Annotated in this window: 26 protein-coding genes; 14 read left to right on the top strand and 12 right to left on the bottom strand. The window is 57.7% G+C overall.

Features of this window, described 5'->3' with window-relative positions:
- Positions 1–66: 66 nt before the first annotated feature.
- The gene (locus ACR0AP_RS04385) at positions 67–1,062 is read right to left on the bottom strand and encodes a hypothetical protein (protein WP_480505535.1); all 996 of its coding nucleotides are present in this window, start codon (positions 1,060–1,062) and stop codon (positions 67–69) included.
- A 144-nt stretch (positions 1,063–1,206) separates the two neighbouring features.
- Here ACR0AP_RS04385 and ACR0AP_RS04380 point away from each other — a divergent pair, with 144 nt between their 5' ends.
- The 4 genes from ACR0AP_RS04380 (at position 1,207) to preA (ending at position 5,539) form a co-directional block, all read left to right on the top strand.
- Positions 1,207–1,839: a cupin domain-containing protein gene (locus ACR0AP_RS04380; protein ID WP_480505533.1), complete on the top strand. Its 633-nt coding sequence runs from the start codon at positions 1,207–1,209 to the stop codon at positions 1,837–1,839.
- A gap of 159 nt (positions 1,840–1,998) precedes the next feature.
- Positions 1,999–3,333: an NAD(P)-dependent oxidoreductase gene (locus ACR0AP_RS04375; RefSeq protein WP_480505532.1), complete on the top strand. Its 1,335-nt coding sequence runs from the start codon at positions 1,999–2,001 to the stop codon at positions 3,331–3,333.
- Positions 3,334–3,379: 46 nt separating this feature from the next.
- Positions 3,380–4,216 carry a class I SAM-dependent methyltransferase gene (locus tag ACR0AP_RS04370; protein WP_480505530.1) on the top strand — a complete coding sequence of 279 codons (837 nt, stop codon included), beginning with the start codon at positions 3,380–3,382 and terminating at the stop codon, positions 4,214–4,216.
- Between the two features lie 18 nt (positions 4,217–4,234).
- The gene (preA, locus tag ACR0AP_RS04365) at positions 4,235–5,539 is read left to right on the top strand and encodes an NAD-dependent dihydropyrimidine dehydrogenase subunit PreA (protein WP_480505528.1); all 1,305 of its coding nucleotides are present in this window, start codon (positions 4,235–4,237) and stop codon (positions 5,537–5,539) included.
- A 47-nt stretch (positions 5,540–5,586) separates the two neighbouring features.
- Here preA and ACR0AP_RS04360 read toward each other — a convergent pair whose 3' ends face one another.
- Positions 5,587–6,195: a TetR family transcriptional regulator C-terminal domain-containing protein gene (locus tag ACR0AP_RS04360; protein ID WP_480505526.1), complete on the bottom strand. Its 609-nt coding sequence runs from the start codon at positions 6,193–6,195 to the stop codon at positions 5,587–5,589.
- A gap of 172 nt (positions 6,196–6,367) precedes the next feature.
- Here ACR0AP_RS04360 and ACR0AP_RS04355 point away from each other — a divergent pair, with 172 nt between their 5' ends.
- The 10 genes from ACR0AP_RS04355 to ACR0AP_RS04310 all read left to right on the top strand — a co-directional run bounded on the left by ACR0AP_RS04355 (position 6,368) and on the right by ACR0AP_RS04310 (position 15,690).
- On the top strand, positions 6,368–7,618 hold the full coding sequence (locus ACR0AP_RS04355) for a Zn-dependent hydrolase (RefSeq protein WP_480505525.1): 1,251 nt from the start codon (positions 6,368–6,370) through the stop codon (positions 7,616–7,618).
- A 91-nt stretch (positions 7,619–7,709) separates the two neighbouring features.
- Complete coding sequence (hydA, locus tag ACR0AP_RS04350; protein WP_209595938.1) at positions 7,710–9,164, top strand: dihydropyrimidinase; 1,455 nt, start codon at positions 7,710–7,712, stop codon at positions 9,162–9,164.
- 54 nt (positions 9,165–9,218) lie between these two features.
- Positions 9,219–10,016 (top strand): ABC transporter ATP-binding protein, encoded by a 798-nt coding sequence (locus ACR0AP_RS04345; RefSeq protein WP_480505523.1) that lies wholly within the window; start codon positions 9,219–9,221, stop codon positions 10,014–10,016.
- On the top strand, positions 10,006–10,449 hold the full coding sequence (locus ACR0AP_RS04340; protein WP_480481338.1) for an N-acetyltransferase family protein: 444 nt from the start codon (positions 10,006–10,008) through the stop codon (positions 10,447–10,449). The genes ACR0AP_RS04345 and ACR0AP_RS04340 overlap by 11 nt, the downstream gene beginning before the upstream one ends.
- The gene (locus ACR0AP_RS04335; RefSeq protein WP_480505521.1) at positions 10,446–11,363 is read left to right on the top strand and encodes an ABC transporter permease; all 918 of its coding nucleotides are present in this window, start codon (positions 10,446–10,448) and stop codon (positions 11,361–11,363) included. Before ACR0AP_RS04340 ends, ACR0AP_RS04335 begins: the two co-directional genes overlap by 4 nt.
- Positions 11,360–12,205 carry an ABC transporter permease gene (locus ACR0AP_RS04330; RefSeq protein WP_267364134.1) on the top strand — a complete coding sequence of 282 codons (846 nt, stop codon included), beginning with the start codon at positions 11,360–11,362 and terminating at the stop codon, positions 12,203–12,205. Before ACR0AP_RS04335 ends, ACR0AP_RS04330 begins: the two co-directional genes overlap by 4 nt.
- A 61-nt stretch (positions 12,206–12,266) precedes the next feature.
- Positions 12,267–13,256 carry an ABC transporter substrate-binding protein gene (locus tag ACR0AP_RS04325; RefSeq protein ID WP_480505519.1) on the top strand — a complete coding sequence of 330 codons (990 nt, stop codon included), beginning with the start codon at positions 12,267–12,269 and terminating at the stop codon, positions 13,254–13,256.
- 158 nt (positions 13,257–13,414) lie between these two features.
- Positions 13,415–14,128, top strand: a complete 714-nt coding sequence (locus ACR0AP_RS04320; RefSeq protein ID WP_480505517.1) for an ABC transporter permease — start codon at positions 13,415–13,417, stop codon at positions 14,126–14,128.
- Positions 14,121–14,855 carry an ATP-binding cassette domain-containing protein gene (locus ACR0AP_RS04315; protein ID WP_480505515.1) on the top strand — a complete coding sequence of 245 codons (735 nt, stop codon included), beginning with the start codon at positions 14,121–14,123 and terminating at the stop codon, positions 14,853–14,855. The genes ACR0AP_RS04320 and ACR0AP_RS04315 overlap by 8 nt, the downstream gene beginning before the upstream one ends.
- A gap of 19 nt (positions 14,856–14,874) precedes the next feature.
- Complete coding sequence (locus tag ACR0AP_RS04310) at positions 14,875–15,690, top strand: ABC transporter substrate-binding protein (protein WP_480505513.1); 816 nt, start codon at positions 14,875–14,877, stop codon at positions 15,688–15,690.
- A gap of 64 nt (positions 15,691–15,754) precedes the next feature.
- Here ACR0AP_RS04310 and ACR0AP_RS04305 read toward each other — a convergent pair whose 3' ends face one another.
- The 10 genes from ACR0AP_RS04305 to ACR0AP_RS04260 all read right to left on the bottom strand — a co-directional run bounded on the left by ACR0AP_RS04305 (position 15,755) and on the right by ACR0AP_RS04260 (position 24,902).
- Positions 15,755–16,627: a substrate-binding domain-containing protein gene (locus tag ACR0AP_RS04305; protein WP_480505511.1), complete on the bottom strand. Its 873-nt coding sequence runs from the start codon at positions 16,625–16,627 to the stop codon at positions 15,755–15,757.
- Positions 16,628–16,753 carry a hypothetical protein gene (locus ACR0AP_RS04300; RefSeq protein WP_480505509.1) on the bottom strand — a complete coding sequence of 42 codons (126 nt, stop codon included), beginning with the start codon at positions 16,751–16,753 and terminating at the stop codon, positions 16,628–16,630.
- 13 nt (positions 16,754–16,766) lie between these two features.
- On the bottom strand, positions 16,767–18,029 hold the full coding sequence (locus ACR0AP_RS04295) for a c-type cytochrome (protein WP_480505507.1): 1,263 nt from the start codon (positions 18,027–18,029) through the stop codon (positions 16,767–16,769).
- On the bottom strand, positions 18,030–19,232 hold the full coding sequence (locus tag ACR0AP_RS04290) for a formate dehydrogenase subunit gamma (RefSeq protein ID WP_480505505.1): 1,203 nt from the start codon (positions 19,230–19,232) through the stop codon (positions 18,030–18,032).
- 75 nt (positions 19,233–19,307) lie between these two features.
- Positions 19,308–19,901, bottom strand: coding sequence for a formate dehydrogenase FDH3 subunit beta (gene fdh3B, locus ACR0AP_RS04285; RefSeq protein WP_209504177.1), 594 nt, complete (start codon positions 19,899–19,901; stop codon positions 19,308–19,310).
- 12 nt (positions 19,902–19,913) lie between these two features.
- A complete protein-coding gene (locus tag ACR0AP_RS04280) occupies positions 19,914–22,808 on the bottom strand; it encodes a formate dehydrogenase subunit alpha (protein ID WP_480505504.1) in 2,895 nt (964 codons plus the stop codon).
- A gap of 105 nt (positions 22,809–22,913) precedes the next feature.
- Positions 22,914–23,102 (bottom strand): ubiquinol-cytochrome c reductase iron-sulfur subunit N-terminal domain-containing protein, encoded by a 189-nt coding sequence (locus ACR0AP_RS04275; protein ID WP_209504175.1) that lies wholly within the window; start codon positions 23,100–23,102, stop codon positions 22,914–22,916.
- Between the two features lie 57 nt (positions 23,103–23,159).
- Positions 23,160–23,771 (bottom strand): TorD/DmsD family molecular chaperone, encoded by a 612-nt coding sequence (locus ACR0AP_RS04270; protein ID WP_209595960.1) that lies wholly within the window; start codon positions 23,769–23,771, stop codon positions 23,160–23,162.
- Positions 23,772–23,775: 4 nt separating this feature from the next.
- Positions 23,776–24,351, bottom strand: a complete 576-nt coding sequence (locus ACR0AP_RS04265; protein WP_480481321.1) for a DUF3306 domain-containing protein — start codon at positions 24,349–24,351, stop codon at positions 23,776–23,778.
- Positions 24,348–24,902, bottom strand: a complete 555-nt coding sequence (locus ACR0AP_RS04260; protein ID WP_480505502.1) for a DUF3305 domain-containing protein — start codon at positions 24,900–24,902, stop codon at positions 24,348–24,350. Before ACR0AP_RS04260 ends, ACR0AP_RS04265 begins: the two co-directional genes overlap by 4 nt.
- Positions 24,903–25,053 lie beyond the last annotated feature (151 nt).

Here is a 25,053-nt window from a genome sequence, read left to right as displayed (position 1 = left end):
AATCTCCTGTTGGAATTTGTCTTGCGAAATCTGTAGGCCATTGCCCGCCTGCGCACAACGATCCTGTCAGCGCAGCCAGAGGCCCTTGCTTTTGATCGTGTTGCGGATGGCCTGTTCACGTCGTGGCAGTTGATCCCGGTCAAACAGGGCGCGGACTTTTGCGCCTTTCCCCTGCAGAACCATCTTTTTCAGTGGCTCGTATTGCTTGAGAACCTTCTTGACCTTGTTTGGAGCGACGACGGTCTCCAAAACGTCAATCACTTGGTCGCTTTCACGGGCGTAAAGCAAGGGAAACAGGCGATAGTGGCAACTGACGGACCCGTCCAGCAAACCTGAGGGTAAAACATCACGACCGCCGCCGAACGAGTGAATGACAAGGGGCAGGGCGACCTGATCCAGCCAGGGGTCAAGGCTTTGGCCAGTCAACTCCGGAATGTTTTCGTCGCGGATTGTCCTGGCGTAGTCCAGAAAACGCTCACCAAATTTCCGCGGGCATTTGCAGAAGAAATAGCCTGCATTGAAATACAGGTACCGCCGCCAGTGATCATGGGGTTGATCGGTGTCCAGCGAGCTTTCGAAATCCAACCCGAACCGGGCGTAAAGCGCGCGCCAGATACCGTCAAAGCCGGGGCCATACAGCGTTGGTTTGGGCCATGTCCCTTCAACCTTCAGTGATGCGCTGGGGCGGTCGAAGTCAAAAGGTACAGATGTGATCTCGCCAGTGATCAGCGTGTCGGTGTCAAAGAACACAAAGGGCTCATCTTCCGGCAGGGCCATCAGCGCTTCGATCTTGTTGCCGTAGGGATAGCTTTCACCGAATACATGCGAGTCGAAGGGCAGAATTTCGGCATCCAGTTGTTTCAGGGCATTCAGAACTTCTTCGTCCTGAATGCGGGGATCCTGTTTCCAGCGTGGCCCCGGATTGGGCGTGGCGACAAACAGTTTGCCCTCGAATTGCGGCGAAGAATGGCGCAGTGAAGCCGCAAACAACAGGGCTTCGTATTGCAGGCGGTTGTTTTGACCGACGACCGCGATGTTGAATTTCTGTGACGTTGCCTGCATCTATGCCCGTTTCCCGACAGGTGTTTGACCGTGCACCTTGAAGTTCGGATTACAGCAAGCGGCCCAAGGCGTCAAAAGCGGAAAATTTGAAATTTCATCACGCGATCCCATTTCTTTCAGGGGTCGCAGCAGAAAGGGTTACACATGCGGATCAATGCGGATTTCACAAAACGGGTCGCAGTTCATTTTGACAATAGCGAATGGGTCGCTTCCCCTGCGGCTGGCGTCGAGCGTAAAATGCTGGACCGGATTGGTGATGAGGTGGCCCGCGCAACGACCATTGTCCGCTTTGCGCCCGGCAGCGCTTTTTCTGCCCATACCCATGACGGCGGCGAGGAATATCTGGTGCTGGACGGCGTGTTTCAGGACGAGACCGGAGATTTCCCCGTCGGCAGCTATGTACGCAATCCACCGACGTCCTCGCACACTCCGTCTGCAGCGGAAGGCGCGACCATTCTGGTCAAGCTGCACCAGTTTGACCCGCAAGACCGTACCGAGGTGCGCCGCTCGATAAATGGCGATTCTGACGTACAACTGTTCAAAGATGAACATGAGGACGTTTTTGTGCGGACATGGGCGGCGGGGGACGTGGTCGAGCTGGATGCGCGCGACGGAATGGAAGTGTTTGTCATAAGCGGCAGTTTCTGTGAATCGGGGGAGGAATTTTCGACATGGGACTGGTTGCGCTTGCCGCCCGGAACGCACTCGCGGGCCGTTGCAGGGCCTGACGGCGCCCGGGTTTGGACCAAGTCCCACCATCTTGGCGAAATGGTCTGAAAGCTTTTCGGCCCTGAAATTAACCAAAATGCCAGTGAATCCGGGTTTTAAGGCCCGGATTTTCAATTTTTTGATCATCTGACAAATTTTACCAATTGATAAAAAATTTATTTGTGGCAAGCTGAGGTCATAACAAACATATCTACAGGGAGTAGAGTGATGGCACAGGGCCAGATGGCACCCGGCATCGTCGCCGGGCGGCTTTCAAGCGATGAGCTGACCTCGAATTTCACCGATCTGCATCCGCCATTGGCCCCGCATGAGGCCGCAGTTGCAGCAGACCGTTGTTATTTCTGCTATGACGCGCCTTGCGTCACAGCGTGTCCGACAGACATCGATATTCCGCTATTCATCCGTCAGATTCAGGCCGGACAGCCGCAGTCAGCCGGGCGAACGATCTTTCAGCAGAACATCTTGGGCGGGATGTGCGCCCGTGTCTGTCCGACGGAAACACTGTGCGAAGAGGCCTGTGTTCGTGAGGCGGCCGAAGGTAAGCCGGTCGAGATCGGGCGACTACAGCGCTTTGCGACGGATGATCTTATGTCCTTGGGCGCGCATCCGTTTGAGCGTGCGGCATCAACCGGGAAAACGGTTGCTGTCGTGGGGGCAGGGCCTGCTGGTCTGGCCTGCGCGCATCGCCTTGCCATGCTGGGCCATGACGTGGTGATCCACGAAGGCAAACCCAAACCGGGCGGTCTGAATGAATACGGGATTGCCGCCTATAAATCGACCAACAATTTTGCGCAGGCCGAGGTCGACTGGCTGCTGAAAATCGGTGGTATCTCGATTGAAACCGGGTCGGTTCTGGGTGAAAGCATCTCACTGGATGGTCTGGTCAAAAACTACGACGCGGTGTTCCTGTCCATCGGACTTGCCGGGGTGAATGCCCTGCGCGCGGATGGTGTTGACAAGGACGGCGTGCGGGATGCCGTCAATTTCATCTCGGACGTGCGGCAGGCTGGTGATCTTGCAAAGCTTCCTGTCGGGCGGAACGTCGTCGTGATTGGCGGAGGCATGACTGCCGTGGACGCAGCGGTAAAGTCCAAATTGTTAGGTGCCGAGAATGTCACCATTGCCTATCGCCGGGGCCGCGACGCCATGGGTGCCAGCCGGTACGAGCAGGATCTGGCAGCCTCGCACGGGGTTCAGATCTTGACCAACGTGCAGCCGGTGGCGGTACACGGCAATGGGACTGCCGCCGAGATAGAACTGGAGTATACCTCAAGCCAGAACGGCCAACTCACCGGAACCGGTGAAACGGTCCGGCTGCGGGCAGACCAGATTCTCAAGGCCATCGGTCAGACTCTGGAAGGTGCGCCGGAAGGGCTGAAGCTGGACGGCAACAAGATCGCTGTCAGCGGTGCGGGACGCACTTCTGTGGCCGGAGTCTGGGCAGGCGGAGATTGCGCGGCGGGGGGCGAGGACCTGACCGTAACGGCTGTTGCCGAAGGCCGGGATGCAGCGATGGACATCCACGCGACGCTGGTTTCGTGATAGGATGGGGTATTCACCCCATTCCTTTCGCTGCTGAGGTATTCCTATGTCCCAGATCGAACAAGCCGTAGCGCAACATTACACCACCGGAGCACTGACCGACCGCGTCCGCGCGGCGCTTGAGGCCAGCGGTATCGATCCGGATGCGGCCACGGTCGCAGACCTGAAAGCAGGGGACGAGTTCCACACGGGTGGCGTTCTGGCGACCAACAACCTGTTTGCGCAGTTGTCGCCGACCCATGCGACGCGCGTTCTGGATGTCGGATGCGGTATCGGCGGAACCTCTCGCTATGTTGTGGATCGCTATGACTCGACGGTAACGGGCGTCGATCTGACACCGGAATTCGTTGAAACCGCCAGGGTGCTCAGCGATATGGTCGGGCATTCCTCGAAAACCAGCTTTCATGTGGGCAGTGCCTTGGAGATGCCGGTGCCGGATGCTGGGTTCGATCTGGCTGTCATGATGCATGTGGGCATGAACATTATGGACAAGGCCGAGCTGTTCGCCGAAGTGTCGCGGGCGCTAGCCAAGGGCGGTACTTTTGCCCTGTTCGATGTGATGGGCGGAGACGTGGACGAGCCGCTGGCTTTCCCTCTGCCGTGGTCCACTGTGGCCGAAACCTCGTTCGTGGATGCGCCGGATGTTTATAAGTCTGCGGCAAGCGCCGCGGGTCTTGAACTGGTGACAGAAACGGATCGCACCGAATTCGCGATACAGTTCTTCGAGGACGTCTTTGCAAAGATTGCTGAATCCGGCCCGGCACCGCTGGGCATTCATCTGATGATGGGCGAGACGGCACCCGAAAAGTTCCAGAACTACGTCAAAAACCTCAAGGCCGGGCGCATACGCCCGACCGAAATGATATTCAAAAAATCCGGCTGAGCCGGGAAGGGAGAAGCCATGGCCGATCTGACGACTAACTTTCTGGGCATTTCCAGCCCCAACCCTTACTGGTTGGCCTCTGCGCCGCCGACGGACAAGGAATACAATGTTCGTCGCGCGTTTGAGGCCGGTTGGGGCGGTGTTGTGTGGAAGACGCTGGGGTCCGAGGGGCCGCCGGTCGTAAATGTGAACGGCCCGCGGTATGGCGCGATTTATGGTGCCGACCGCCGTTTGCTGGGACTGAACAATATCGAACTGATCACCGACCGCCCGCTTGAGGTGAACCTCGAGGAAATGGCGCGGGTCAAGTCCGACTATCCGGATCGCGCCCTGATCGCTTCGATTATGGTGCCCTGCGAGGAAGAAGCCTGGAAAGCCATTCTACCGCGCGTGGCCGAAACCGGCGCGGACGGAATCGAACTGAACTTCGGTTGCCCGCACGGGATGAGTGAGCGCGGTATGGGGTCCGCCGTAGGGCAGGTTCCGGAATATATCGAAATGGTCACGCGGTGGTGCAAGCAATACTATGACCGTCCGGTCATCGTGAAACTGACACCGAATATCACCGATATCCGGAAACCTGCGGCGGCGGCCAGAAATGGCGGCGCGGATGCGGTGTCGCTGATCAATACGATCAATTCGATCACCAGCGTAAATCTGGACACGTTCAGCCCGGAACCCTCGATTGATGGTAAGGGCAGCCACGGAGGATATTGCGGCCCTGCCGTGAAGCCGATCGCCCTGTCGATGGTGTCCGAAATCGCTCGGGCCGAGGCGACGCATGGCATGCCAATCTCGGGCATCGGGGGTGTCACCACATGGCGTGATGCGGCCGAGTTTATCTCGCTGGGATGTGGCACGGTGCAGGTCTGTACCGCTGCGATGACCTATGGGTTCAAGATCATTGATGAATTGACTGCAGGTCTGTCGGAATGGATGGATGAAAAGGGGTATACCAGCATTGATGAGGTGATCGGGCGCGCGGTGCCCAATGTCACCGATTGGCAATACCTGAACCTGAACTACATCGCCAAAGCCAAGATCGATCAGGACCAGTGCATCAAATGCGGCCGATGCTATGCCGCCTGTGAAGATACCAGCCATCAGGCGATTTCAATATCGGATGACCGTGTGTTCGAGGTGATGGATGACGAATGTGTCGCCTGTAACCTCTGCGTTGATGTCTGCCCGGTGGAAGGCTGTATTTCGATGGTGCCGATGGCGGCAGGTGAAATCGATCCGCGCACCGGGAAAGAGGTTCAGCCGACCTACGCGAACTGGACCACGCACCCGAACAATCCGATGGCCAAAGCAGCGGAATGATCGAGACAGGGAATATCCCCGAGGGGCCGCTGACGCGGCCCCTGCATTCATGGCGTCAGGAGCTTTCGGTACAACGTCTCTACAAAGGGTTCCGCACCTTCAAACGGGTCTTCGTGGCCCAGAATAGCCCGCACCTGAACGTCGAAATCGGCATAATGCTGCGTCAGCGCCCAGATCGAAAACATCAAATGATAAGGGTGCAACCGTGCGATTTTGCCCTGATCCATCCAATTGGTGAGAATGGTGACCTTTTCGTCAACCAGTTGTTTGAGATCATTGGACAAAGCGTCGTGAATGCGGGGCGCGCCTTGCACAAGCTCATTGGCAAAAAGGCGGCTTTCCCGTGGTAGCACCTGACTCATTTGCAGTTTCCGGCGAATATAGGCCAGCATTTCCTCCATCGGATCACCGGTCTCATCCAGATCGTGCAGGGGCGCCAGCCAGGTTTCCAGCAAGCCCGAAAGCAATTCGGTGTGGATCGCCTCTTTCGACGCGAAATAGTAGAGGAGATTGGGTTTGCTCAACCCCGCCTCGGCAGCAATCTGATCGACGGTTGCCCCACGAAACCCGTATGCGGAAAACACATTCAGGGCAGCCTCGAGAATCGCGGCTCGGTTCTTCTTCTGGATTCGAGTCGGTGCGCGGTCATTCGGCATGATTTCAGTGTGTCTCTTTTTTCGTCGGATAGGCGCGGATTACACTGAAATATCAGGCTTTGCCGCGCAATTTCTTGACTGATACCGAACCCGTGATAGCGTGAGTTTGACCAGTTGGTCAAATCAAGACACCAATAGCGAGCAAAATCGCAAGCAAACAGGGAATAAGACAATGGCAGCTCCGGCGCAGAATCTCAGGATCAATGGCGACAGGTTGTGGGACAGCCTGATGGAGATGGCCAAGATCGGTCCCGGTGTTGCGGGGGGGAACAACCGGCAAACTCTGACTGACGAGGATGCCGAAGGCCGCGCCTTGTTCCAGAAATGGTGTGAAGAGGCTGGATGCACCATGGGCCTTGACCAGATGGGCAACATGTTTGCGCATCGTGAGGGCACCGACCCGGACGCTTTGCCGGTCTACGTGGGATCGCATCTGGATACGCAGCCGACCGGCGGAAAATATGACGGCGTTCTGGGCGTTCTGGGCGGGCTGGAGATTATCCGCACGCTCAATGATCTCGGGATCAAGACAAGACATCCCATCGTGGCGACCAACTGGACCAACGAGGAAGGGACGCGATATGCGCCCGCCATGCTGTCGTCTGGTGTCTTTGCGGGAATGCACACGCAGGATTGGGCTTATAACCGTGAAGATGCCGAGGGTAAGAAATTCGGGGATGAACTGAACCGGATTGGTTGGCGCGGCGAAGAAGAAGTTGGCGCGCGCAAGATGCGCGCTTTCTTTGAGTTGCATATCGAACAGGGCCCGATCCTTGAAGCCGAAGGAAAGGATATCGGCGTCGTCACCCACGGTCAGGGTCTGAGCTGGACACAGGTCACGGTGACCGGCAAGGATGCCCATACCGGTTCAACCCCGATGCCGATGCGCAAGAATGCCGGGCTTGCGATGGCGCGCATTCTTGAGAAAGTGGACGAAATCGCCTGGTCTCATGCACCGCATGCGGTCGGTGCCGCGGGGCATGTCGACGTATTCCCGAATTCTCGCAACGTAATCCCCGGAAAAGTTGTTTTCACGGTCGATTTCCGCTCGCCCGAGCTGGAGGTGATCACCGACATGGAAAATCGCCTGCGGGTGGCGGCGGAAGATATTGTCAAAGAAATGGGCCTGCAGATCGAATTCGAGAAAGTCGGCGGTTTCGATCCGGTGAAGTTCGACGACGATTGCGTGTCTGCCGTGCGCGATGCGGCTGAAAGGCTGGGCTATTCGCATACCAACATCATCTCGGGCGCGGGGCATGATGCCTGCTGGATTAACCGCGTGGCCCCGACCGCCATGGTCATGTGCCCCTGTGTCGACGGGCTGAGCCATAATGAGGCTGAAGAGATCAGCAAGGATTGGGCGGCAGCCGGGGCAGATGTCCTGCTGCATGCCGTGGTCGAGACTGCCGAAATCGTGGAATAGGGGGCGCTGCCCCCGTCGCCCAAGGGCGACTCCCCCGGGATATTTTTGGCCAGATGAAGCAAGCGGCGCAGACCGCATCAGGGAGTTCAAAATGAGTACTGTTATTAAAAACGGAACCGTTGTCACCGCGGATTTGTCATACAAGGCGGATGTATTGGTCGAAGGCGGCGTCATCACCGGGATCGGGATGGGTCTGAAAGGTGATAACGAGCTGGACGCGACCGGCTGTTATGTGATGCCCGGTGGGATTGATCCGCATACCCATCTGGAAATGCCGTTCATGGGCACCTATTCCAGCGACGATTTCGAAAGCGGTACGCGGGCGGCCCTGGCCGGGGGCACGACGATGGTTGTTGACTTCGCGCTGCCCAATCCGGGCGAAAGCCTGCTGGATGCCCTGAAGCGTTGGGACAACAAATCGACACGGGCGAATTGCGACTACTCGTTCCACATGGCGGTGACATGGTGGGGCGAACAGGTTTTTGACGACCTCAAGACCGTGATCGAAACGCGCGGCATCAACACGTTCAAGCATTTCATGGCCTATAAAGGCGCGTTGATGGTGAATGACGATGAGCTTTATGCTTCGTTCAGGCGTTTGGCCGAACTGGGCGGCATCGCAATGGTGCATGCCGAGAACGGAGACGTCGTTGCCGAACTGAGCGCCAAGCTGCTGGCCGAGGGGAACTCTGGCCCGGAAGCGCACGCTTATTCCCGACCGCCGCAAGTAGAGGGTGAGGCGACCAACCGGGCCATCATGATCGCAGATATGGCGGGCGTGCCGCTGTATGTTGTTCATACATCCTGCGAAGAGTCTCATGAGGCCATTCGCCGAGCCAGAATGCAGGGCAAGAGGGTGTGGGGAGAGCCGCTGATTCAGCATCTGACCCTCGATGAAAGCGAATATTTCAATCAGGATTGGGACCACGCCGCGCGGCGGGTCATGAGCCCGCCGTTCCGCAATAAGCAGCATCAGGACAGCTTGTGGAATGGCCTGCAATCAGGATCGCTGAGTGTTGTGGCAACCGACCATTGCGCCTTTACGACCGAACAGAAACGCTTTGGAGTTGGGGATTTCACCAAGATCCCGAACGGGACCGGCGGTCTGGAAGATCGGATGCCGATGCTGTGGACGCACGGTGTGAATACCGGACGCCTGACGCCCAATGAATTTGTTGCAGTGACTTCAACAAACATCGCCAAGATACTGAATTGCTATCCGAAAAAAGGCGCGATCCTTGTTGGGGCGGATGCAGATATCGTCGTGTGGGATCCTGAAAAAACGAAAACGATCACAGCCAGTACGCAGCAATCTTCGATCGACTACAACGTGTTTGAGGGCAAAGAGGTCAAAGGCCTGCCGCGCTTTACGCTGACCCGTGGACAGGTTGCGGTACATGATGGTGAAATCCGCACGCAGGAAGGCCATGGCGAGTTCGTCGCGCGCGAGGCAAATACGACCGTCAACAAGGCTTTGAGCGCGTGGAAGGAACTAACCGCCCCTCGGCCGGTTGAGCGGACAGGTATCCCGGCGACGGGGGTTTGATCCGTTGGGCCGCTATCTGGGCGGCCCCGGCACCACTCTTTTCAAGGCAGTAGAATGACCACTGAAAGCACGACCCAGCACGTCATCGAAGCAAGGCAGCTTGACCTCACCTTTCAAACCAATGACGGGCCTGTTCACGCGTTGAAAGACGTGAACCTGACGATCGACAAGGGTGAATTTGTTAGTTTCATTGGCCCCTCGGGCTGTGGAAAAACCACTTTCCTGCGCTGCATCGCGGCCTTGGAGACACCGACCGGCGGGTCGCTGACTGTCAACAGAATGACCGCGGACGAAGCGCGGCGGAACAGGGCCTATGGGTATGTCTTTCAGGCGGCGGGCCTTTACCCCTGGCGCACCATAGCAAAGAACATCAAGTTGCCGCTTGAGATCATGGGCTATTCCGCGTCCGAGCAGGAAGAAAGGGTGAGAAAAGTCCTGGAACTGGTTGATCTTGAAGGATTTGGCGGAAAGTTTCCATGGCAGTTATCCGGCGGGATGCAGCAGCGCGCCAGCATCGCGCGGGCCTTGGCCTTTGATGCTGATATCTTGTTGATGGATGAACCGTTCGGTGCTTTGGATGAGATTGTGCGCGACCACCTGAACGAGCAGCTTTTGGCGCTTTGGGCAAGAACTGAAAAGACCATCGGATTCGTGACGCATTCGATTCCCGAAGCCGTATATCTGAGCACCAAAATTGTCGTGATGAGCCCGCGGCCGGGGCGGATTACGGATGTGATCGACAGCCCGCTGCCAAAGGAACGGCCGTTGGACATTCGTGACACTCCGGAATTCATCGAAGTGGCCCATCGTGTTCGTGACGGGTTGCGGGCGGGGCATTCTTATGACGACTGATCCGGCGGCAGAAACCATCAGACGGGCCGTGGTAGGTGACGTGCCGGCTTGTGCCCGCGTGATTTACAACTGGGCCTCGCAGACGGAATGGATGCCTGATGAATTGCCGGTGGAGGAATTGGCGACCCTGATCCACGAAGCGTTCGACAGTCGCGAGATCTGGGTCGCGGGTGATCCGGTTGATTGCTACATGTCCATAGATCCGGCGCAGTGTAAAATCGGTGCGTTGTATTGCAGCCGGACGGGGCAGGGAATTGGCAAGCGTTTCGTTGCCAAGGCGAAGCAGGGTCGGACCCATCTTTGGCTAACAACACACAAACCCAATCAGGCGGCGCAGAGGTTTTACCGTCGTGAAGGGTTCGAGGTAACTGCCGAAGAACCACCCGTACCGCCGGATACAGTGCCCGTCTATCGAATGGAGTGGCACGCATGAAGCAGATCATTGCCGTTTTCACCGTCGTCGCCGTGGTCGTTTTGTTCTGGTATGTCGCTTGCGTTCCGATGAACATCAAAGGGGTTTTGACCGAGCTTGAACGTGGCGGTGCCGAGGTTCAGCCACCCACTGCAAGTGCGCGCCGGGATCTGGGAGAGTTCGGTCTGGTTCTGAATAATTCGTTCGCGATTCCAGCAACTTGGGAGCAAGGCAAGCCCCGTTTGCCATCCCCTCATCAGGTGGCGATTGAATTGTGGGATACAACTGTTCTGAAGAAAATCAACTCGAAAAGATCGCTGATCTTTCATGGGTGGGTGACACTCAGCGCTACGATGCTGGGCTTTGTCATCGGGACCGGGCTGGGTGTCCTGTTGGCCGTTGGGATCGTGCATAGCCGCGTGATGGATTTGTCGGTCATGCCATGGGCTATCGTTAGCCAGACGATCCCGATTATCGCCTTGGCACCGATGATTATCGTGGTTCTTTACTCGGTCGGGGTTCAGGGGATCATTCCCAAGGCGATCATATCAGCGTATCTGAGCTTTTTCCCGGTTGTCGTCGGCATGGTCAAAGGGTTGCGCAGCCCTGACGCGATGCAACTTGACCTGTTGCGGACTTATAATGCCAGCCAATCGCAGGGGTTCTGGAAACTGCGCCTGCCGGCGTCGATGCCATACCTGTTCACCTCGTTGAAGATCGGTATTGCGGCGTCGTTGGTCGGCGCAATCGTGGGTGAGCTGCCGACAGGCGCTGTCGCAGGATTGGGTGCTCGGTTGCTGGCAGGCAGTTACTATGGTCAAACCGTGCAGATATGGTCAGCGCTGTTTGCTGCGGCCATTCTGGCTGCCTGCCTGGTCGGTTTGTTGGGATTGATTGAACGGTCGGTTCTGAAGCGGATGGGGATGGCGCAATGATGTTGGTTGTCTTTGCTTTGCTGCTGTGGGCTTTCGGCTGGTGGTTGAACAGCCGATTGGCCAGTGGCCCGCAAGCCGACAGCCAGATGGTACGCTTTCTGGCACCGGTGATTTTTGGTCTGACCATTGTTGGAGCTTGGGAGCTGGTGGTCCGTGGGCTTGAAGTGCCGCTGGTCATTCTGCCGGCACCGTCTGCCATAGCGGTGCGATTTGCAGGTAGCCTTGACATTCTTTGGGCCGACTTTGTTCAGACGATCCTGAAAGGAGCGCTCAGCGGATATGTCATCGGCTGTGGATCGGCCTTCCTTATGGCGATTGCCGTCGATCGGTGGGATTTCCTGCGTTTGGGGTTATTGCCAGTAGGGAATTTCGTCGCGGCTTTGCCCATCGTGGGGACGGCACCCATTCTGGTCATGTGGTTCGGGTTTGATTGGCATTCCAAAGCGGCGGTGGTCGTTGTGATGGTGTTCTTTCCGATGCTGGTCAACACCGTGGCCGGACTGCGCGAGGCCACCGCGATGCAGCGTGACTTGATGGAAACCTATGCAGCAAGCTATTGGCAGAGCTTTCTGAAGCTGCGGCTGCCTGCGGCGATGCCTTTCATTTTCAACGGGTTGAAGATTTCAACAACTTTGGCTTTGATTGGCGCCATCGTGGCTGAATTCTTCGGATCGCCGACACTGGGCATGGGATTTCGGATATCCACCAGCGTCGGTCAATTGTCGTTGGATATGGTCTGGGCCGAAATCGTTGTTGCCGCTATCGCGGGTACGGCTTTTTATGGCCTGGTGGCGGGAATCGAAAAAGTGGTGACGTTCTGGCACCCCTCACAACGCGGATAAGACGAAGAAAATCAACAGACCCTGAAAATCGGGGCGCAACAAGCAACTAGGAGAAATGAAGATGAACAAGCTATTCAGCGGGGCGGTTGCCGCCTTTGGTCTGGCAGCCAGTACGGCGCTGGCGGCGGATGAAGTGACACTGCAACTGAAATGGGTCACGCAAGCACAATTCGCGGGCTACTACGTTGCCAAGGACAAGGGCTTTTACGAGGAAGAAGGGCTGGACGTTACCATTCTGCCCGGCGGGCCTGACATTGCTCCGACACAGGTGATTGCGGGCGGCGGTGCTGATGTGACCGTTGAATGGATGCCTGCCGCTCTGGCCGCACGTGAAAAAGGGTTGCCGTTGGTGAACATCGCCCAGCCGTTCAAAAGCTCGGGCATGATGCTGACCTGCTGGAAAGATGCCGGTATTTCGTCACCTGAGGACCTGAAGAACCGCACGCTGGGTGTCTGGTTCTTTGGCAATGAGTTCCCGTTCATGAGCTGGATGAGCCAGTTGGGCATCAGCACTGATGGGAAAGGCGACAACGGTGTGGAAGTTCTGAAACAGGGCTTCAACGTCGATCCGCTGCTGCAACGTCAGGCGGATTGTATCAGCACCATGACCTACAATGAATACTGGCAGGTCATCGATGCCGGTGTCAGCCCGGATGAACTGGTGACCTTCAAATACGAAGACCAGGGTGTCGCGACGCTGGAAGATGGTCTTTACGTTCTGGAAGAAAATCTCAGCGATACGGCCTTCACCGACAAGATGCAGCGGTTTGTTCGCGCCTCGATGAAAGGTTGGAAATACGCCGAGGAGAACCCCGACGAAGCGGCAGATATCGTGCTGGAGAACGATGCAACGGGTGCGCAGACGGAAGAACATCAGAAACGCATGATGGGTGAGATCGCCAAGTTGACCGCAGGTTCGAACGGCGCGCTGGACCCGGCGGATTTTGATCGCACCGTTAGTACCCTGCTGGCCGGAGGTTCTGATCCGGTGATCACCAAGGAACCCGAAGGGGCCTGGACGCACCAGATCACGGACGCTGCTCTGAACTGACGCTAACCGTTTATCTGAGTGAAAAAAACGCGGTCCCAATCGGGGCCGCGTTTCGTATTCGTGGTGTCGGAATTGTGTCTGTACTTGGCACCGATATGAAGTAGTATTTCCATGTAATCTAACGTGTTTTGTACGAAGTGTAGGTATTTGGGAAGGAAATGCAGGAATTTTCATTAGAATTCAGCGCTGCGATTGCCTTGATCCTTGGGGTAGATTCTGAGCTGTGGGCAATTGTGCTGTTGTCTCTGAAAGTGTCCGTGTTTGCGGTTCTGGTTTCTGCTCTGATTGGAATGCCCGTGGGGGCTGCTTTGGCCGTCGCACGGTTCCCCGGCCGCCGGATGCTGATCGTCCTGATGAATGCACTGATGGGGTTTCCGCCGGTTGTCGTAGGCCTGCTGGTCTATCTGATGCTGTCCCGTTCGGGTCCTTTGGGAGTGCTTGAGCTTTTGTACACTCCGACCGCCATGATCATTGCGCAGGTCGTTTTGGTCACCCCCATTGTCGCGGCTCTGACGCGACAGGTTGTTGAAATGTTGGCTGAGGAATATTCTGAACAGCTGCGGTCCTTGGGCGTGTCACGGCTGGCCTCGGTTCCGGTTTTGTTGTGGGATGCGCGACTGGCACTTGTCACGGCCCTGCTTGCCGGTTTCGGACGCGCCATCGCCGAGGTGGGCGCGGTTATCATCGTTGGCGGAAACATCAATCATGTGACCCGCGTGATGACCACAACCATTGCGCTTGAAACGTCGAAGGGAAATCTGTCGCTGGCACTGGCGTTGGGGGCGATCCTGATCGGGATTGCAATTGCCGTAAACGCGATGGTCAGCGCGGTCAGTTTGCGGGCCGAACAGGAGGGGTTGCGCCATGCGTGACGTGATCTGTGACATGTCGAACTGTCTGACGGTTGAAAACGTGCAAATTCGCAGCAACGGCAAGGTTTTGCTGGATGTTCCTTCATTGGTTCTGGATGGTCCGGGGCCGACGTTGCTTCTTGGCCCTAACGGTGCGGGCAAAAGCCTGTTGCTGCGGTGCTTGCATGGCCTGATTTCGCCGGATCGCGGGCGGGTGGTGCAGGATGGAAACCCTCTGGGCGCTGCGCAGAAAGCGCGCCAAGCCATGGTATTTCAGAGACCGGTTCTGTTGCGACGCTCTGTTGCTGCAAACCTGGGCTTTGTCCTCAAGCGTCAGGGCATGGGGCGAGCGGCGAGAAAGGCACGTATCATCGAGTTGCTGGCCGAAGGCGGGCTGGAGGGGAAGGCCTGGCAATCTGCCCGGTCGCTTTCGGGGGGCGAGGCCCAGAGGCTGGCCATTTTGCGTGCCTTGGCGCTGGAGCCCGAAACACTGTTTCTGGACGAACCGACCAGCGCCCTTGATCCCGGCGCAACACAGATGATCGAACGTATGGTTCTGCGCGCCTCGGCGCGGGGTGTACGGATCGTGATGGTGACACATGATATTGGGCAGGCCCGTCGTTTGGCCTCGGATGTGGTCATGATGCAGGGCGGTCATGTGGTTGAACACGGCCCAGCAAAACAGGTTTTGGATACCCCCGAAAGCGAAGCATCGCGTCGCTACCTCGCGGGTGGATTGGTTACCTAACAATAAAACGGAGAAAATGATGTTCCGCGCAATACTTCGGGCGGCAGTGATGGCCCTTGGTCTGTCGGCAAATGCGGCCTTGGCAGAGACACCGTTCATTGTCGTGCAGTCTACGACATCCACCCAGAACTCGGGGCTGTTGGACTATATTCTGCCGTGGTTCGAGGCCGAGTCGGGCATTGACGTGCGCGTTGTGGCCGTAGGAACCGGTCAGGCAATCCGCAACGCAGTGAATGGTGACGGGGACGTTCTGCTGGTTCACGCCAAATCCGCCGAAGGGAAATTCGTCGCTGATGGATATGGCGTGGAGCGGAAGGACCTGATGTATAACGATTTTGTATTGGTGGGCCCCAAGGCAGATCCCGCCGGAATTCGCGGTGGTGCCGACATTCTGAGCGCTCTTACAGCGATTGCAAAGGCTGAAGCCCCGTTTGCGTCGCGCGGTGATGACAGTGGAACGCACAAGGCCGAGCTGCGGAATTGGTCGGCTGCGGGGCTTGACCCAACCGGCGCGTCCGGCAGTTGGTATCGGGAAACCGGTTCAGGTATGGGGGCGACGCTGAACGTAGCCAGCGGCATGGACGCGTACACTCTGACAGATAGGGCGACGTGGCTGTCCTTTGGTAACAGAGGCAATCTTGAGATCCTGGTCGAAGGTGATCCGCGTCTGTTCAATCAATACGGTGTGATCCTCGTAAATCCTGAAAAGCATCCGCATGTGCGCGCTGCCTCTGGTCAGCGGTTCATCGACTGGTTGACCGGGCCGGACGGGCAGGAGGCGATCGCTTCTTTCCGGCTGGACGGTCAGCAGGTGTTTTTTCCCAATGCGCAATAAGCTGGCCTGCGGCCAGCCCCTGCGGGGCGAGTATCTATGAAAAGATGAAGGCGCGGGTAGAGGTTCACCCGCTGGCCCCATTGTGGTGGATCGTGCCAAGACCAGACAGGTCATAGCCGCTAAACTCGCGTGCCCGCTGGGTGAACTGACCCGAGCGCAACAGGGTTAGCAGTTTCTGTATTGGCGGATCGAAAAAGGCCCGACGCCAGATGGCAAGATCCAGCCTCTCGGAATGAGTGGGGACAAAACCCAAGTTGTAGAGACCGGCTAGGGCGCCAAGCCCAAAACCGGCCTCGGCCTTCCGGTCATGCAGGGCGATTGCCAGCTCTTCTTCTGTACGTGCGCAGCCTGGTCGAGTATCCAGATCATCCCGGCTCAGGCCGTGGGCTTTCAGTTGAGTGTCGAACAGGCGCTGGCTTGCCGCACTGTCCTGACGCAGCATGACGGTGCGTGACTTGAGGTCATCAAAAGAACTGATGTCGGATATGCCCGGAGCAAGAAGCAATCCACGCTCACGCCGGGCGATTTCAAACAGGATTACCGGGGCTTCGCCCAAAGTGTCTTGCAGGGATTCTTTGTTGAATCCGCCATTTTCGTGGATGTGCAACACAGCGGCCTGCGCGCTGCGTTCGCTGAGCCTGATCAGCCCGTCAAAAGAACCGTCGTAATAGGTGGCCAGCCCCGACCCACTTTCACGCAGCGCCCAGTCCAGCAAAGGATCGTGGCTGCCCGCTATGATCGGGGGTAGGGGCGGTTCGGCAACCTGTGGGCCAGATCGCGACGCGTTGAGCCAGGCAATGATCTCGGCCCGCGGAAACAACAGTTTGCCCATGGCGCGCACGCACGGTACCTCACCTGACGAGGCAAGGTCATAAGCCTTCCGCTCGCCAATGCGCAGCAGATCGGCCAGTTCACGGGTGGTCAGATATTGTGCCATTCAGTCGAGGCGCACGGCGGCGCCGGATGTGGTGTCAGCGGTGCTGAACCCGATCTGTTCCAGCACAAACGGGGCTGCGCCTGCAATAATGACCATCGCGGCGACAGCGGCGAGAAAGGCTTTCATGGGCTCCTCCGGTTCAGTTCCGGTCAGTTGTTGCGCGACGCAGAAAAGCGATAAGGTCCTGGCGATCCTGTGATTTGGCAATCCGCTGCATCGGCATTTTCGACCCTGGAATGTAGTGGTCTGGCCCTTCGTCGAAAAGGGCATTTATTGTCTCGTCATTCCAAATGATATCAGAGCCTTGCAATGTATCCGAGTACAAATATCCTTGAACCGTGCCGGCCTGACGTCCAAATACACCGTGCAGGGTGGGGCCTGCACGTCGTTCGTTATCGGAAGACAGGCTGTGACAGATCGAGCATTTGCGCGCAAACTGGCGTTCTCCGTTGTCCATCTCGTCAGGATTTTTTAGGAAACTTGGTACTGCCGAGGCCATCTGGTGTTGGTCGGACAACGCATCCACAGGCCAGCTGTACATCGCCTCGTCAAGCCCGCCCGCATGGATGTTCTTACCGTCTGTGGAAAATGCCAAAGCCCAGACCGGACCGCGCAAAGTGGCGCGAAAATCCTGTGCAATGCGCCAATCGACGGTGTCGATGACCATAATATACCCTTCGCCATCGCCTACGGCCAAAAGTCTCCGATCCGGGCTGAGTGCAAGGGCAAGGATCGGGCGGCGGTCCAGAGTGAAATCGCGCTCTTCCCCGGTGGCAAGGTCAAGGACACGCGTGACACCGTCAACCGCGCCATAGGCGATCCAGTTGTCCTGCGCATTCAGGGCCAGTTCATTGATGCCGAACCCGTGCTCGACCAGACGCCTTGTTTCCTGCCCGCTGGATACATCCCATAACCGCAAAGCGCCGTCGACTCCCGCCGAATAAAGTTGCGTGCCGTCAGGTGAAAATGCGACCGCATTCACGCCACTGCCGGTCGGTTCAAGCCGCGTGGGTTCTGTGCCATCGACAGGCCACAGGCCGATTGTTCCATCCCAGCTGGCGGTTGCAATTACGGTTTCTGAAGCCGCAAGGCTGACAATCTTGCCCTTGTGTCGGCCAATGACTTCACCGCTGGGCCACTTGCGCAGGGTGAAGTCGTCTCCGGCAGAATAGAAAGCGGAGCCGTTGAACGCGACTGTGTTCACAGCGGCTTCGTGACCTTCGTACCATTCTGGTGTTTGCCCGGTCCAAAGACCCACTGAGTTGTCGAAACTGGCTGTTGCGATGCGACCGTCAGGCGCGGTGGCGATGCCCATGATGGGGCCGCCATGCCCTTTCAGCGTGAAGAATTCTGCCACGGCGGGCAGGGGAACCAGCACCAGCGCCAGAACCAGCCCACGCATCTATTCAGCGGGTGAGGCGGCTGCTTTACCAGCCTCTTTTTCCTGCACCTCTTCAAGCCAGAGTGAGTGATGCTCGCGCGCCCATTGTTCCTCGACCTCTCCGGTTCCCATGGCGTCAAACGCGCCCTCCATCCCGACCGAGCCGAGATAGATATGCGCAACGATGATCGCGATGAACACATAGGCAATCATGACATGCCAGACTTGGGCGAATTGCATCTCTTCCTGAGGTGACATCTGCACCGGCAAGGTCAGACCCAGCGCCTGCGGAATGCCCGTCGCGTTTGCGACCGAGAAGGTCTTGGCGAACAGGGGCATCTCGAACGGGAACAGCAGTGACAAGCCGGACAGGCTGATCGACACGCCTAACAGAATACAGGCCCAAAAAATGATCTTTTGCCCCGCATTGAATTTCCGGGCGGGCGGGTGGTTGCCCTTGGTGAACAACCCTCCTCCGGCGGCGAGCCATTTCAGGTCGGTCCGGTTGGGGATGTTATGAGCAATCCAGTTCACCGTGACGATGATCAGACCCAGCATAAAGGCCCAGGCCAGATTGTTATGCAGCCACTTACAGCCCAATGCGATGGTAGCGAAACCCTCCTTGCCGAAGATCGGAATCAGGAAGTCGCGGCCATAGAGCGTGAGCAAACCAGTAATGCCGAGGATCAGGAACGATCCTGCAAACAGCCAATGGCCAAATCGTTCAATTCCGTTGAAACGGGTGACTGTGCGGCCTGTTTTCTCTCCATCGATGCGGATTTTCCCACGGATCAGGAAGAACAGCAGAATGATGCCCAGCATCCCGGCGATGATATAGGTGCCATATTCGCGCAGCGGTCCGCTGCGGAAGTTCAGCCACCACATGCCGCCATCCTGTATTAGCACGCTTGCCGCCGGGCCGTTTGACGATACGGTCACATCGGCCGAGCCATAACGCAACGCACGGTACACATCACTATCCGACGCGACACCACGGGTGCCAAGCTGACCCATCAGGCCTTCTACATTGCTCTGACCGGTATTGCCGGAGCGATAGCGGTTATTCACCTTCTCGCCACGTTGCCGGGCGAGGATGTCTTCGAGGGTCGTCGCTCCGCCGGTTCCCGCCCTTTCAGGCGTTGCGTTGCTGTCATCGGTCGTTTGGGCGGCTGCCGAAAAGGTCAGCCCAAGGGTAAACAGAAAAGCGATGAGAAAGCGGAGCATCTGAACCTCGGTCAAATTCCAAGATCGGAAAACCCGCGCTGAGCGGGTTGTCCATTGCTTTGTGCAGACAGCAGCTTAGCCGTCTTTCTGGTCGTAGGCAGTACCCCAGCCCCAGGCGCCCGAGCCGAAACCGCGCGCCACGACGCGTTCACGGTAAACAGCCGACACCACGTCGCCGTCACCGGCAAGCAGGGCCTTGGTGGAGCACATTTCGGCGCAGATGGGCAGTTTGCCCTCGGCGATCCGGTTGCGACCATATTTGGCGAACTCTGCGGTCGAGTGGTTTTCTTCGGGACCGCCGGCGCAGAAGGTGCATTTGTCCATCTTGCCGCGTGAACCGAAATTGCCCGCCTGCGGGTATTGCGGCGCGCCAAACGGGCACGCGTAAAAGCAATAACCGCAACCGATGCACAGGTCCTTGGAGTGCAGGACAACACCTTCTTCGTTCTGATAGAAGCAGTCGACCGGACACACCGCCATGCAGGGCGCATCCGAACAATGCATACAGGCCACCGAGATCGAGCGTTCGCCCGGATTGCCGTCATTGATCGTCACCACCCTGCGGCGGTTGATACCCCAGGGTACCTCATGCTCGTTCTTGCACGCGGTTACGCAGGCGTTGCATTCGATGCAGCGTTCAGCGTCGCAGAGAAACTTTGCTCTAGCCATTAATCGTCCTCCTTACGCTGCCGAGATCTTGCAGAGAGTACACTTGGTCTCCTGCATCTGGGTCACTGAATCATAGCCATAAGTCTGGGCGGTGTTGGAACTTTCGCCCAGAACATAGGGGTCAGCGCCTGCGGGGTATTTGTGCCGCAGATCCTCGCCCTGGAAATGGCCGCCAAAGTGGAAAGGCATGAAGGCGACACCGGCACCGACCCGATTGGTCAGCATCGCCATCACCTTGACCTTACCGCCTTCCGGACCTTCGACCCAGACCTGTTGACCGTCCCGAATGCCAAGGTTGTTGGCATCGCGCGGATTGATCTCGACGAACATATCCTGCTGAAGTTCAGCAAGCCATGGGTTAGACCGGCTTTCCTCGCCGCCGCCTTCATATTCGACCAGACGACCTGACGTCAGGATTATCGGGTAATCCTTTGAAAAGTCGTTCTTCTGGATCGAAGCATAAAGGGTGGGCAGGCGATATGCGTGCCGGTCCTCGTAGGTTGGATAGTCCGCCACCAGATCGCGCCGGTTCGTATAAAGCGGCTCGCGGTGCAGTGGGATCGGATCCGGGAAGGTCCAGACAACCGCGCGGGCTTTGGCGTTCCCGAAGGGCGCACAGCCATGAGCGATCGCGACCCGCTGGATACCACCTGAAAGGTCGGTTTTCCAGTTGGTCTCGGGGCCTGCAACGGCATCGATTGCGGCGCGTTCTTCAGCCGTCAGGTCACCATCCCAGCCAAGATCCATCAGCATCTGCATCGTGAATTCAGGGTATCCATCCTGAATTTCCGACCCGACGCTATAGACCCCTTCGGCCAGCAGATTGTCGCCATCCCGTTCCACGCCAAAGCGTGCGCGGAAGGTCAAGCCACCTTCGGCCACCGGTTTGGACATGTCATAGAGGTTCGGTGTCCCCGTATGACCCATCTCTGCCGTTCCCCAGCAAGGCCACGGCAAACCGTAATACTCGCCGTCGTTGGGTCCACCAATGGCTTGTAGTGTGGTTCTGTCAAACGTGTGCTGATTGGCCATATGGCTTTTCAAGCGTTCCGGTGACTGCCCGGTATATCCGATGGTCCAGAGGCCCGAGTTAAACTCACGCGTGATGCTTTCAACATTCGGGGTCTCGGGGTCTTCCATCTCGATATTGCGGAACAGGCGATCCGCCCAACCGAACTTGTTGGCGAACTTGGCCATGATGACCTCGTCCGGCAGGCTTTCGAACAGCGGATCAACCACCTTGTCACGCCACTGTAGCGAGCGGTTTGACGCGGTGACCGAGCCACGGGTTTCGAACTGCGTACAAGCGGGCAAAAGGTAGACGCCATCGGTGCGGTCATGCAGAACAGCGGAAACGGTGGGATACGGGTCGATCACGACCAGCATGTCCAGCTTTTCCATTGCCGTTTTCATTTCCGGACCCCGCGTTTGCGAGTTCGGCGCGTGACCCCACAGAACCATGGCACGGACATTGTTGTCCTGATCCATGTTCGCAGGGTCTTCCAGAACACCGTCGATCCAGCGGGATACCGGGATACCGCTTTCATTCATCAGCGGTTTGTCCTTGCCGTCTTTGCCCTTGATCGTGGCGAACTGGCCCTTCAGCCAATCCAGGTCTTCGCCCCAGACGCGGCTCCAGTGGCCCCATGCGCCTGCGGACAGGCCGTAATAGCCGGGCAGGGTGTGGGACAACACACCAAGGTCTGTCGCGCCCTGCACGTTGTCGTGGCCGCGGAAGATATTGGTGCCACCACCCGAGGTACCCATGTTGCCCAGCGCAAGCTGAAGCACGCAATAGGCGCGGGTGTTGTTGTTGCCGTTGGTGTGCTGCGTGCCACCCATGCACCAGATGACCGTGCCGGGGCGGTTGTTCGCCATGGTTCGGGCAACACGTTTCAGTTGTGAGCCGGGCACGCCAGTGACGCGTTCTGTTTCTTCGGGCGTCCATTTGGCCACCTCATCCTGAATCTGGTCCATGCCCCAGACACGGGTGCGGATGAATTCTTTATCCTCCCAACCGTTGTCGAAGATGTGCCACAGGATGCCCCAGATCAGAGCAACGTCTGTGCCTGGGCGGAAACGGACATATTCATCCGCATGGGCCGCCGTGCGCGTAAATCGCGGGTCGCAGACGATCAGTGGGGCGTTGTTCTGCTCTTTTGCGCGCAGAACGTGCAGTAGAGAGACAGGGTGCGCCTCAGCCGGGTTGCCGCCAATGATGAAGATGGCGCGCGAGTTGTGGATGTCGTTATACGAATTGGTCATGGCACCGTAGCCCCATGTATTCGCAACACCCGCAACGGTGGTCGAGTGGCAGATACGGGCCTGATGGTCCACGTTGTTCGTGCCCCAGTAGGCAGCGAACTTGCGGAACAGATAAGCCTGTTCGTTATTGTGTTTTGCTGAGCCCAGCCAGTACACGCTGTCGGGCCCGGATTCCTCGCGGATGCTCATCATGCCGTCGCCGATCTCGTTGATCGCCTCTTCCCAGCTGATGCGCTTCCACTCGCCGCCTTCCTTTTTCATCGGATATTTCAGGCGGCGCTCGCCATGGGCGTGCTCGCGAACCGAAGCCCCCTTGGCACAGTGTGCACCCAGATTGAACGGGCTGTCCCAACCGGGTTCCTGCCCGACCCAGACACCGTTCTGTACTTCGGCAACGACGGTACAGCCGACCGAGCAGTGGGTGCATACGGATTTGATGTTTTCGACGGCCTGATTGGCCGCTGTCTGGGCACTGGCTGGCGTCACGGTTCCACCTGTGGCGCTGATCGCGGCAAGGCCGCCGATCGTCAGGCCCGAGCCACGCAGGAATGCGCGGCGATCGACGGTTTTCTCGCCGACCTGGGACAGGATACTTGTCCGCTGGGGGCGTCTCGCAACCCCGTTGGTCTTTTTCCTAAGCATGTCTTTCCTCCCTTGCGCGCCGTGTCAGCCACGGCTGGCTTGGTACTGCTGAAACCGACGTCAGGGCCAATCGCAACCGTCTGCCGGGTGTGAAAGCGTCCGGTCCTAGAACCGGGTGCTCTCGATGTAGGCGCGTGTATGCGCAGTATCCTGAATGCGGGTTTCGTCGGTCGGTAGCGCCGCGGCTTCGGCCTTCCCGGTCAGGCTGGCGGCGGCAACGGCAGCAGGCGCTGCGGTACCGGCCAGTTTGAGGAAGTCACGGCGCGTGGCGCCTTCTTCCTTGGTCTTGCTCATGGGAACCTCCTTTCCCAATTGCGGTTTGGTGCCCATGGGACACCGGCGATGTGCGGATTACCCCGCCGTCATCCGGAACGCTTCGCGCTCGATCTCCATAAACACCCGCCCGGCAGTGCCGACGGATGCATAAAGGACCGAGTTCTCGGCTGCTTCCAAATCCGAATAGAAATGCGTGGCCCAGGGGCCGATGTGCTTGCTCCAGAATGCCTTTTGGTCATCCAGGGAAGCCGGGCCGCCAAAACGCCCGACGATCATTCCGGCCATCATCTCCATCAATGAGGCGATGTTATCTTCGGGCTCGAACACGTTTTGGGCACGTGTGATCCCGCGAACCGCCATGTCATTGCGCAGCTGAGCCAAGGGTTTCTCGTTCAAAAAGCCCGTCAGGTAGAAGCTGGCATATGGCAGCAACTCACCCCGGCCCAATCCGATGAACAACGCATTGAATTCCCGTTCGGCAGCGGCTGGCTTGGTGACCTTAGCAACCCGTGCCATGGATTGAACGGCCTTGCCGAGATCCGTGTCATCTCCGACCAGACCAGCCATTTGGTCCAGCAACATCTGATCCGGAGGACCTGCCAGTAACAGACCCAGAAAGTTATAGAAATCCGCGCGCAGTCGATCCTCGGCTGAAACATCTAGAGTGTGCGCGTCACTTGCGGTCATTCGGTCATCCTTCAAATTCAAATGTCATTCGACGTGGCGACGGGGGACGCTCGAGTTCTTCCGGCTCTTCTACCTGAGCAACTGAAACCGGCTGTGGCACGGGATCAGGGTCAACCGGCACGACCTCTGGTTCAGAGAGCGTATCAGCCTCGATTTCGTTTTCTTCCGTTTCTTGGGGGTCGGCGGCCAGTGCTTCGACATGCGCCAGCATGCCTTTTCCAACCTGATAGGCGGTTTGGATGTTTTCGATCACGCAGGCCGCATCGGTGTAGTCCTCGCCGTAATCAACCAGCCCGTCGACATTGGCCAGAACAGGGTTCAACCGCCACAACCGCCGCAGGGCGCGGCGCCGCAGGCGATCAGGCACTGCCTTGGACATAAAGCCGGAAACATCATCGCCGGGTCCGAGGGTATCGGGATTGGGAAGGTTGAATTCGGCCAAAATCTCGGCGTCACTCTTTTCTTCAAGTTCGGCGTGATGGGCTGCGATCACCTGTTCTTCAAGGACCAGCGCCTCGGCTTCAGCTTCGGCCTGAACGGCTGCCTTTCGGCGCGACCAGAAATCACGCCGCTCTGTCATTGCAGCACCCGTCTTGGTGCGCGAAATACATCCGATGCCTGACGGATGCGCGCGTCGCCCTTACCATCCTCCACCAAATCGGTTTGCTTTCTGTCGCGGTGGCGTTTGATAAACACTTCGTGCTGATGATGTTTCAGGGTGAAATCCCGCACCCAGGCGATCAGCCCTTCCGTCATTGGGATTTTCTCGACAATTTCTTCGCCGGTATCTGCGTAATCCTGCCCCTGGAACGGAGAAGCGGTGATCAGAACTGCATTTAGCGGCGTGTCGCCCTTCAGCTCATTCCGCAGTACAAGATAGATCGAAGGCTGCCCATCCGACAGGTTGACCATGTAGGCTTCAGTCTCGTCCGCCCAGAGAGTCAGGGGGAGGGTGGCAGCGTGGTATTCTACCGCCTCGCCTTCGCGGCGCAGTTCCTGCCAGTCCGCAGGTCCGGCACCGGGCAACACGGCGACCGCGCGCCAGTTCCAGCGGGCCCAACGTGTGACCCCGGGTGTTTTGCGCACAATGACGCCAACCGGCATGTCGATCTGGCTTGCGGCCTTGGCCACTGGATCCTCCCCGAAAGGCTCTCCCCTGCCTTTCCATGTCCACTATGGTACACAAAATAGCCGCGTGCCAAGCCTGCGCGTTAATACTTTGGTCGTATTCCCAGTAGCGTCTTCGTGATCAAAGTCTGAGAAGGCTTTTGTTTTAGGGGAT

It is taken from the genome of Ruegeria sp. AF7 (assembly GCF_056541885.1).
Note: the sequence above shows the minus strand (reverse complement) of the source record. Positions and strands in the feature narration are given on the sequence as shown.

Bases quoted from the DNA above. Each gene is read 5' to 3' on its own strand.
- ACR0AP_RS04385 (WP_480505535.1), bottom strand. From the start codon at position 1,062: ATGCAGGCAACGTCACAGAAATTCAACATCGCGGTCGTCGGTCAAAAC.
- ACR0AP_RS04380 (WP_480505533.1), top strand. From the start codon at position 1,207: ATGCGGATCAATGCGGATTTCACAAAACGGGTCGCAGTTCATTTTGAC.
- ACR0AP_RS04375 (WP_480505532.1), top strand. From the start codon at position 1,999: ATGGCACAGGGCCAGATGGCACCCGGCATCGTCGCCGGGCGGCTTTCA.
- ACR0AP_RS04370 (WP_480505530.1), top strand. From the start codon at position 3,380: ATGTCCCAGATCGAACAAGCCGTAGCGCAACATTACACCACCGGAGCA.
- preA (WP_480505528.1), top strand. From the start codon at position 4,235: ATGGCCGATCTGACGACTAACTTTCTGGGCATTTCCAGCCCCAACCCT.
- ACR0AP_RS04360 (WP_480505526.1), bottom strand. From the start codon at position 6,195: ATGCCGAATGACCGCGCACCGACTCGAATCCAGAAGAAGAACCGAGCC.
- ACR0AP_RS04355 (WP_480505525.1), top strand. From the start codon at position 6,368: ATGGCAGCTCCGGCGCAGAATCTCAGGATCAATGGCGACAGGTTGTGG.
- hydA (WP_209595938.1), top strand. From the start codon at position 7,710: ATGAGTACTGTTATTAAAAACGGAACCGTTGTCACCGCGGATTTGTCA.
- ACR0AP_RS04345 (WP_480505523.1), top strand. From the start codon at position 9,219: ATGACCACTGAAAGCACGACCCAGCACGTCATCGAAGCAAGGCAGCTT.
- ACR0AP_RS04340 (WP_480481338.1), top strand. From the start codon at position 10,006: ATGACGACTGATCCGGCGGCAGAAACCATCAGACGGGCCGTGGTAGGT.
- ACR0AP_RS04335 (WP_480505521.1), top strand. From the start codon at position 10,446: ATGAAGCAGATCATTGCCGTTTTCACCGTCGTCGCCGTGGTCGTTTTG.
- ACR0AP_RS04330 (WP_267364134.1), top strand. From the start codon at position 11,360: ATGATGTTGGTTGTCTTTGCTTTGCTGCTGTGGGCTTTCGGCTGGTGG.
- ACR0AP_RS04325 (WP_480505519.1), top strand. From the start codon at position 12,267: ATGAACAAGCTATTCAGCGGGGCGGTTGCCGCCTTTGGTCTGGCAGCC.
- ACR0AP_RS04320 (WP_480505517.1), top strand. From the start codon at position 13,415: ATGCAGGAATTTTCATTAGAATTCAGCGCTGCGATTGCCTTGATCCTT.
- ACR0AP_RS04315 (WP_480505515.1), top strand. From the start codon at position 14,121: ATGCGTGACGTGATCTGTGACATGTCGAACTGTCTGACGGTTGAAAAC.
- ACR0AP_RS04310 (WP_480505513.1), top strand. From the start codon at position 14,875: ATGTTCCGCGCAATACTTCGGGCGGCAGTGATGGCCCTTGGTCTGTCG.
- ACR0AP_RS04305 (WP_480505511.1), bottom strand. From the start codon at position 16,627: ATGGCACAATATCTGACCACCCGTGAACTGGCCGATCTGCTGCGCATT.
- ACR0AP_RS04300 (WP_480505509.1), bottom strand. From the start codon at position 16,753: ATGAAAGCCTTTCTCGCCGCTGTCGCCGCGATGGTCATTATTGCAGGC.
- ACR0AP_RS04295 (WP_480505507.1), bottom strand. From the start codon at position 18,029: ATGCGTGGGCTGGTTCTGGCGCTGGTGCTGGTTCCCCTGCCCGCCGTG.
- ACR0AP_RS04290 (WP_480505505.1), bottom strand. From the start codon at position 19,232: ATGCTCCGCTTTCTCATCGCTTTTCTGTTTACCCTTGGGCTGACCTTT.
- fdh3B (WP_209504177.1), bottom strand. From the start codon at position 19,901: ATGGCTAGAGCAAAGTTTCTCTGCGACGCTGAACGCTGCATCGAATGC.
- ACR0AP_RS04280 (WP_480505504.1), bottom strand. From the start codon at position 22,808: ATGCTTAGGAAAAAGACCAACGGGGTTGCGAGACGCCCCCAGCGGACA.
- ACR0AP_RS04275 (WP_209504175.1), bottom strand. From the start codon at position 23,102: ATGAGCAAGACCAAGGAAGAAGGCGCCACGCGCCGTGACTTCCTCAAA.
- ACR0AP_RS04270 (WP_209595960.1), bottom strand. From the start codon at position 23,771: ATGACCGCAAGTGACGCGCACACTCTAGATGTTTCAGCCGAGGATCGA.
- ACR0AP_RS04265 (WP_480481321.1), bottom strand. From the start codon at position 24,351: ATGACAGAGCGGCGTGATTTCTGGTCGCGCCGAAAGGCAGCCGTTCAG.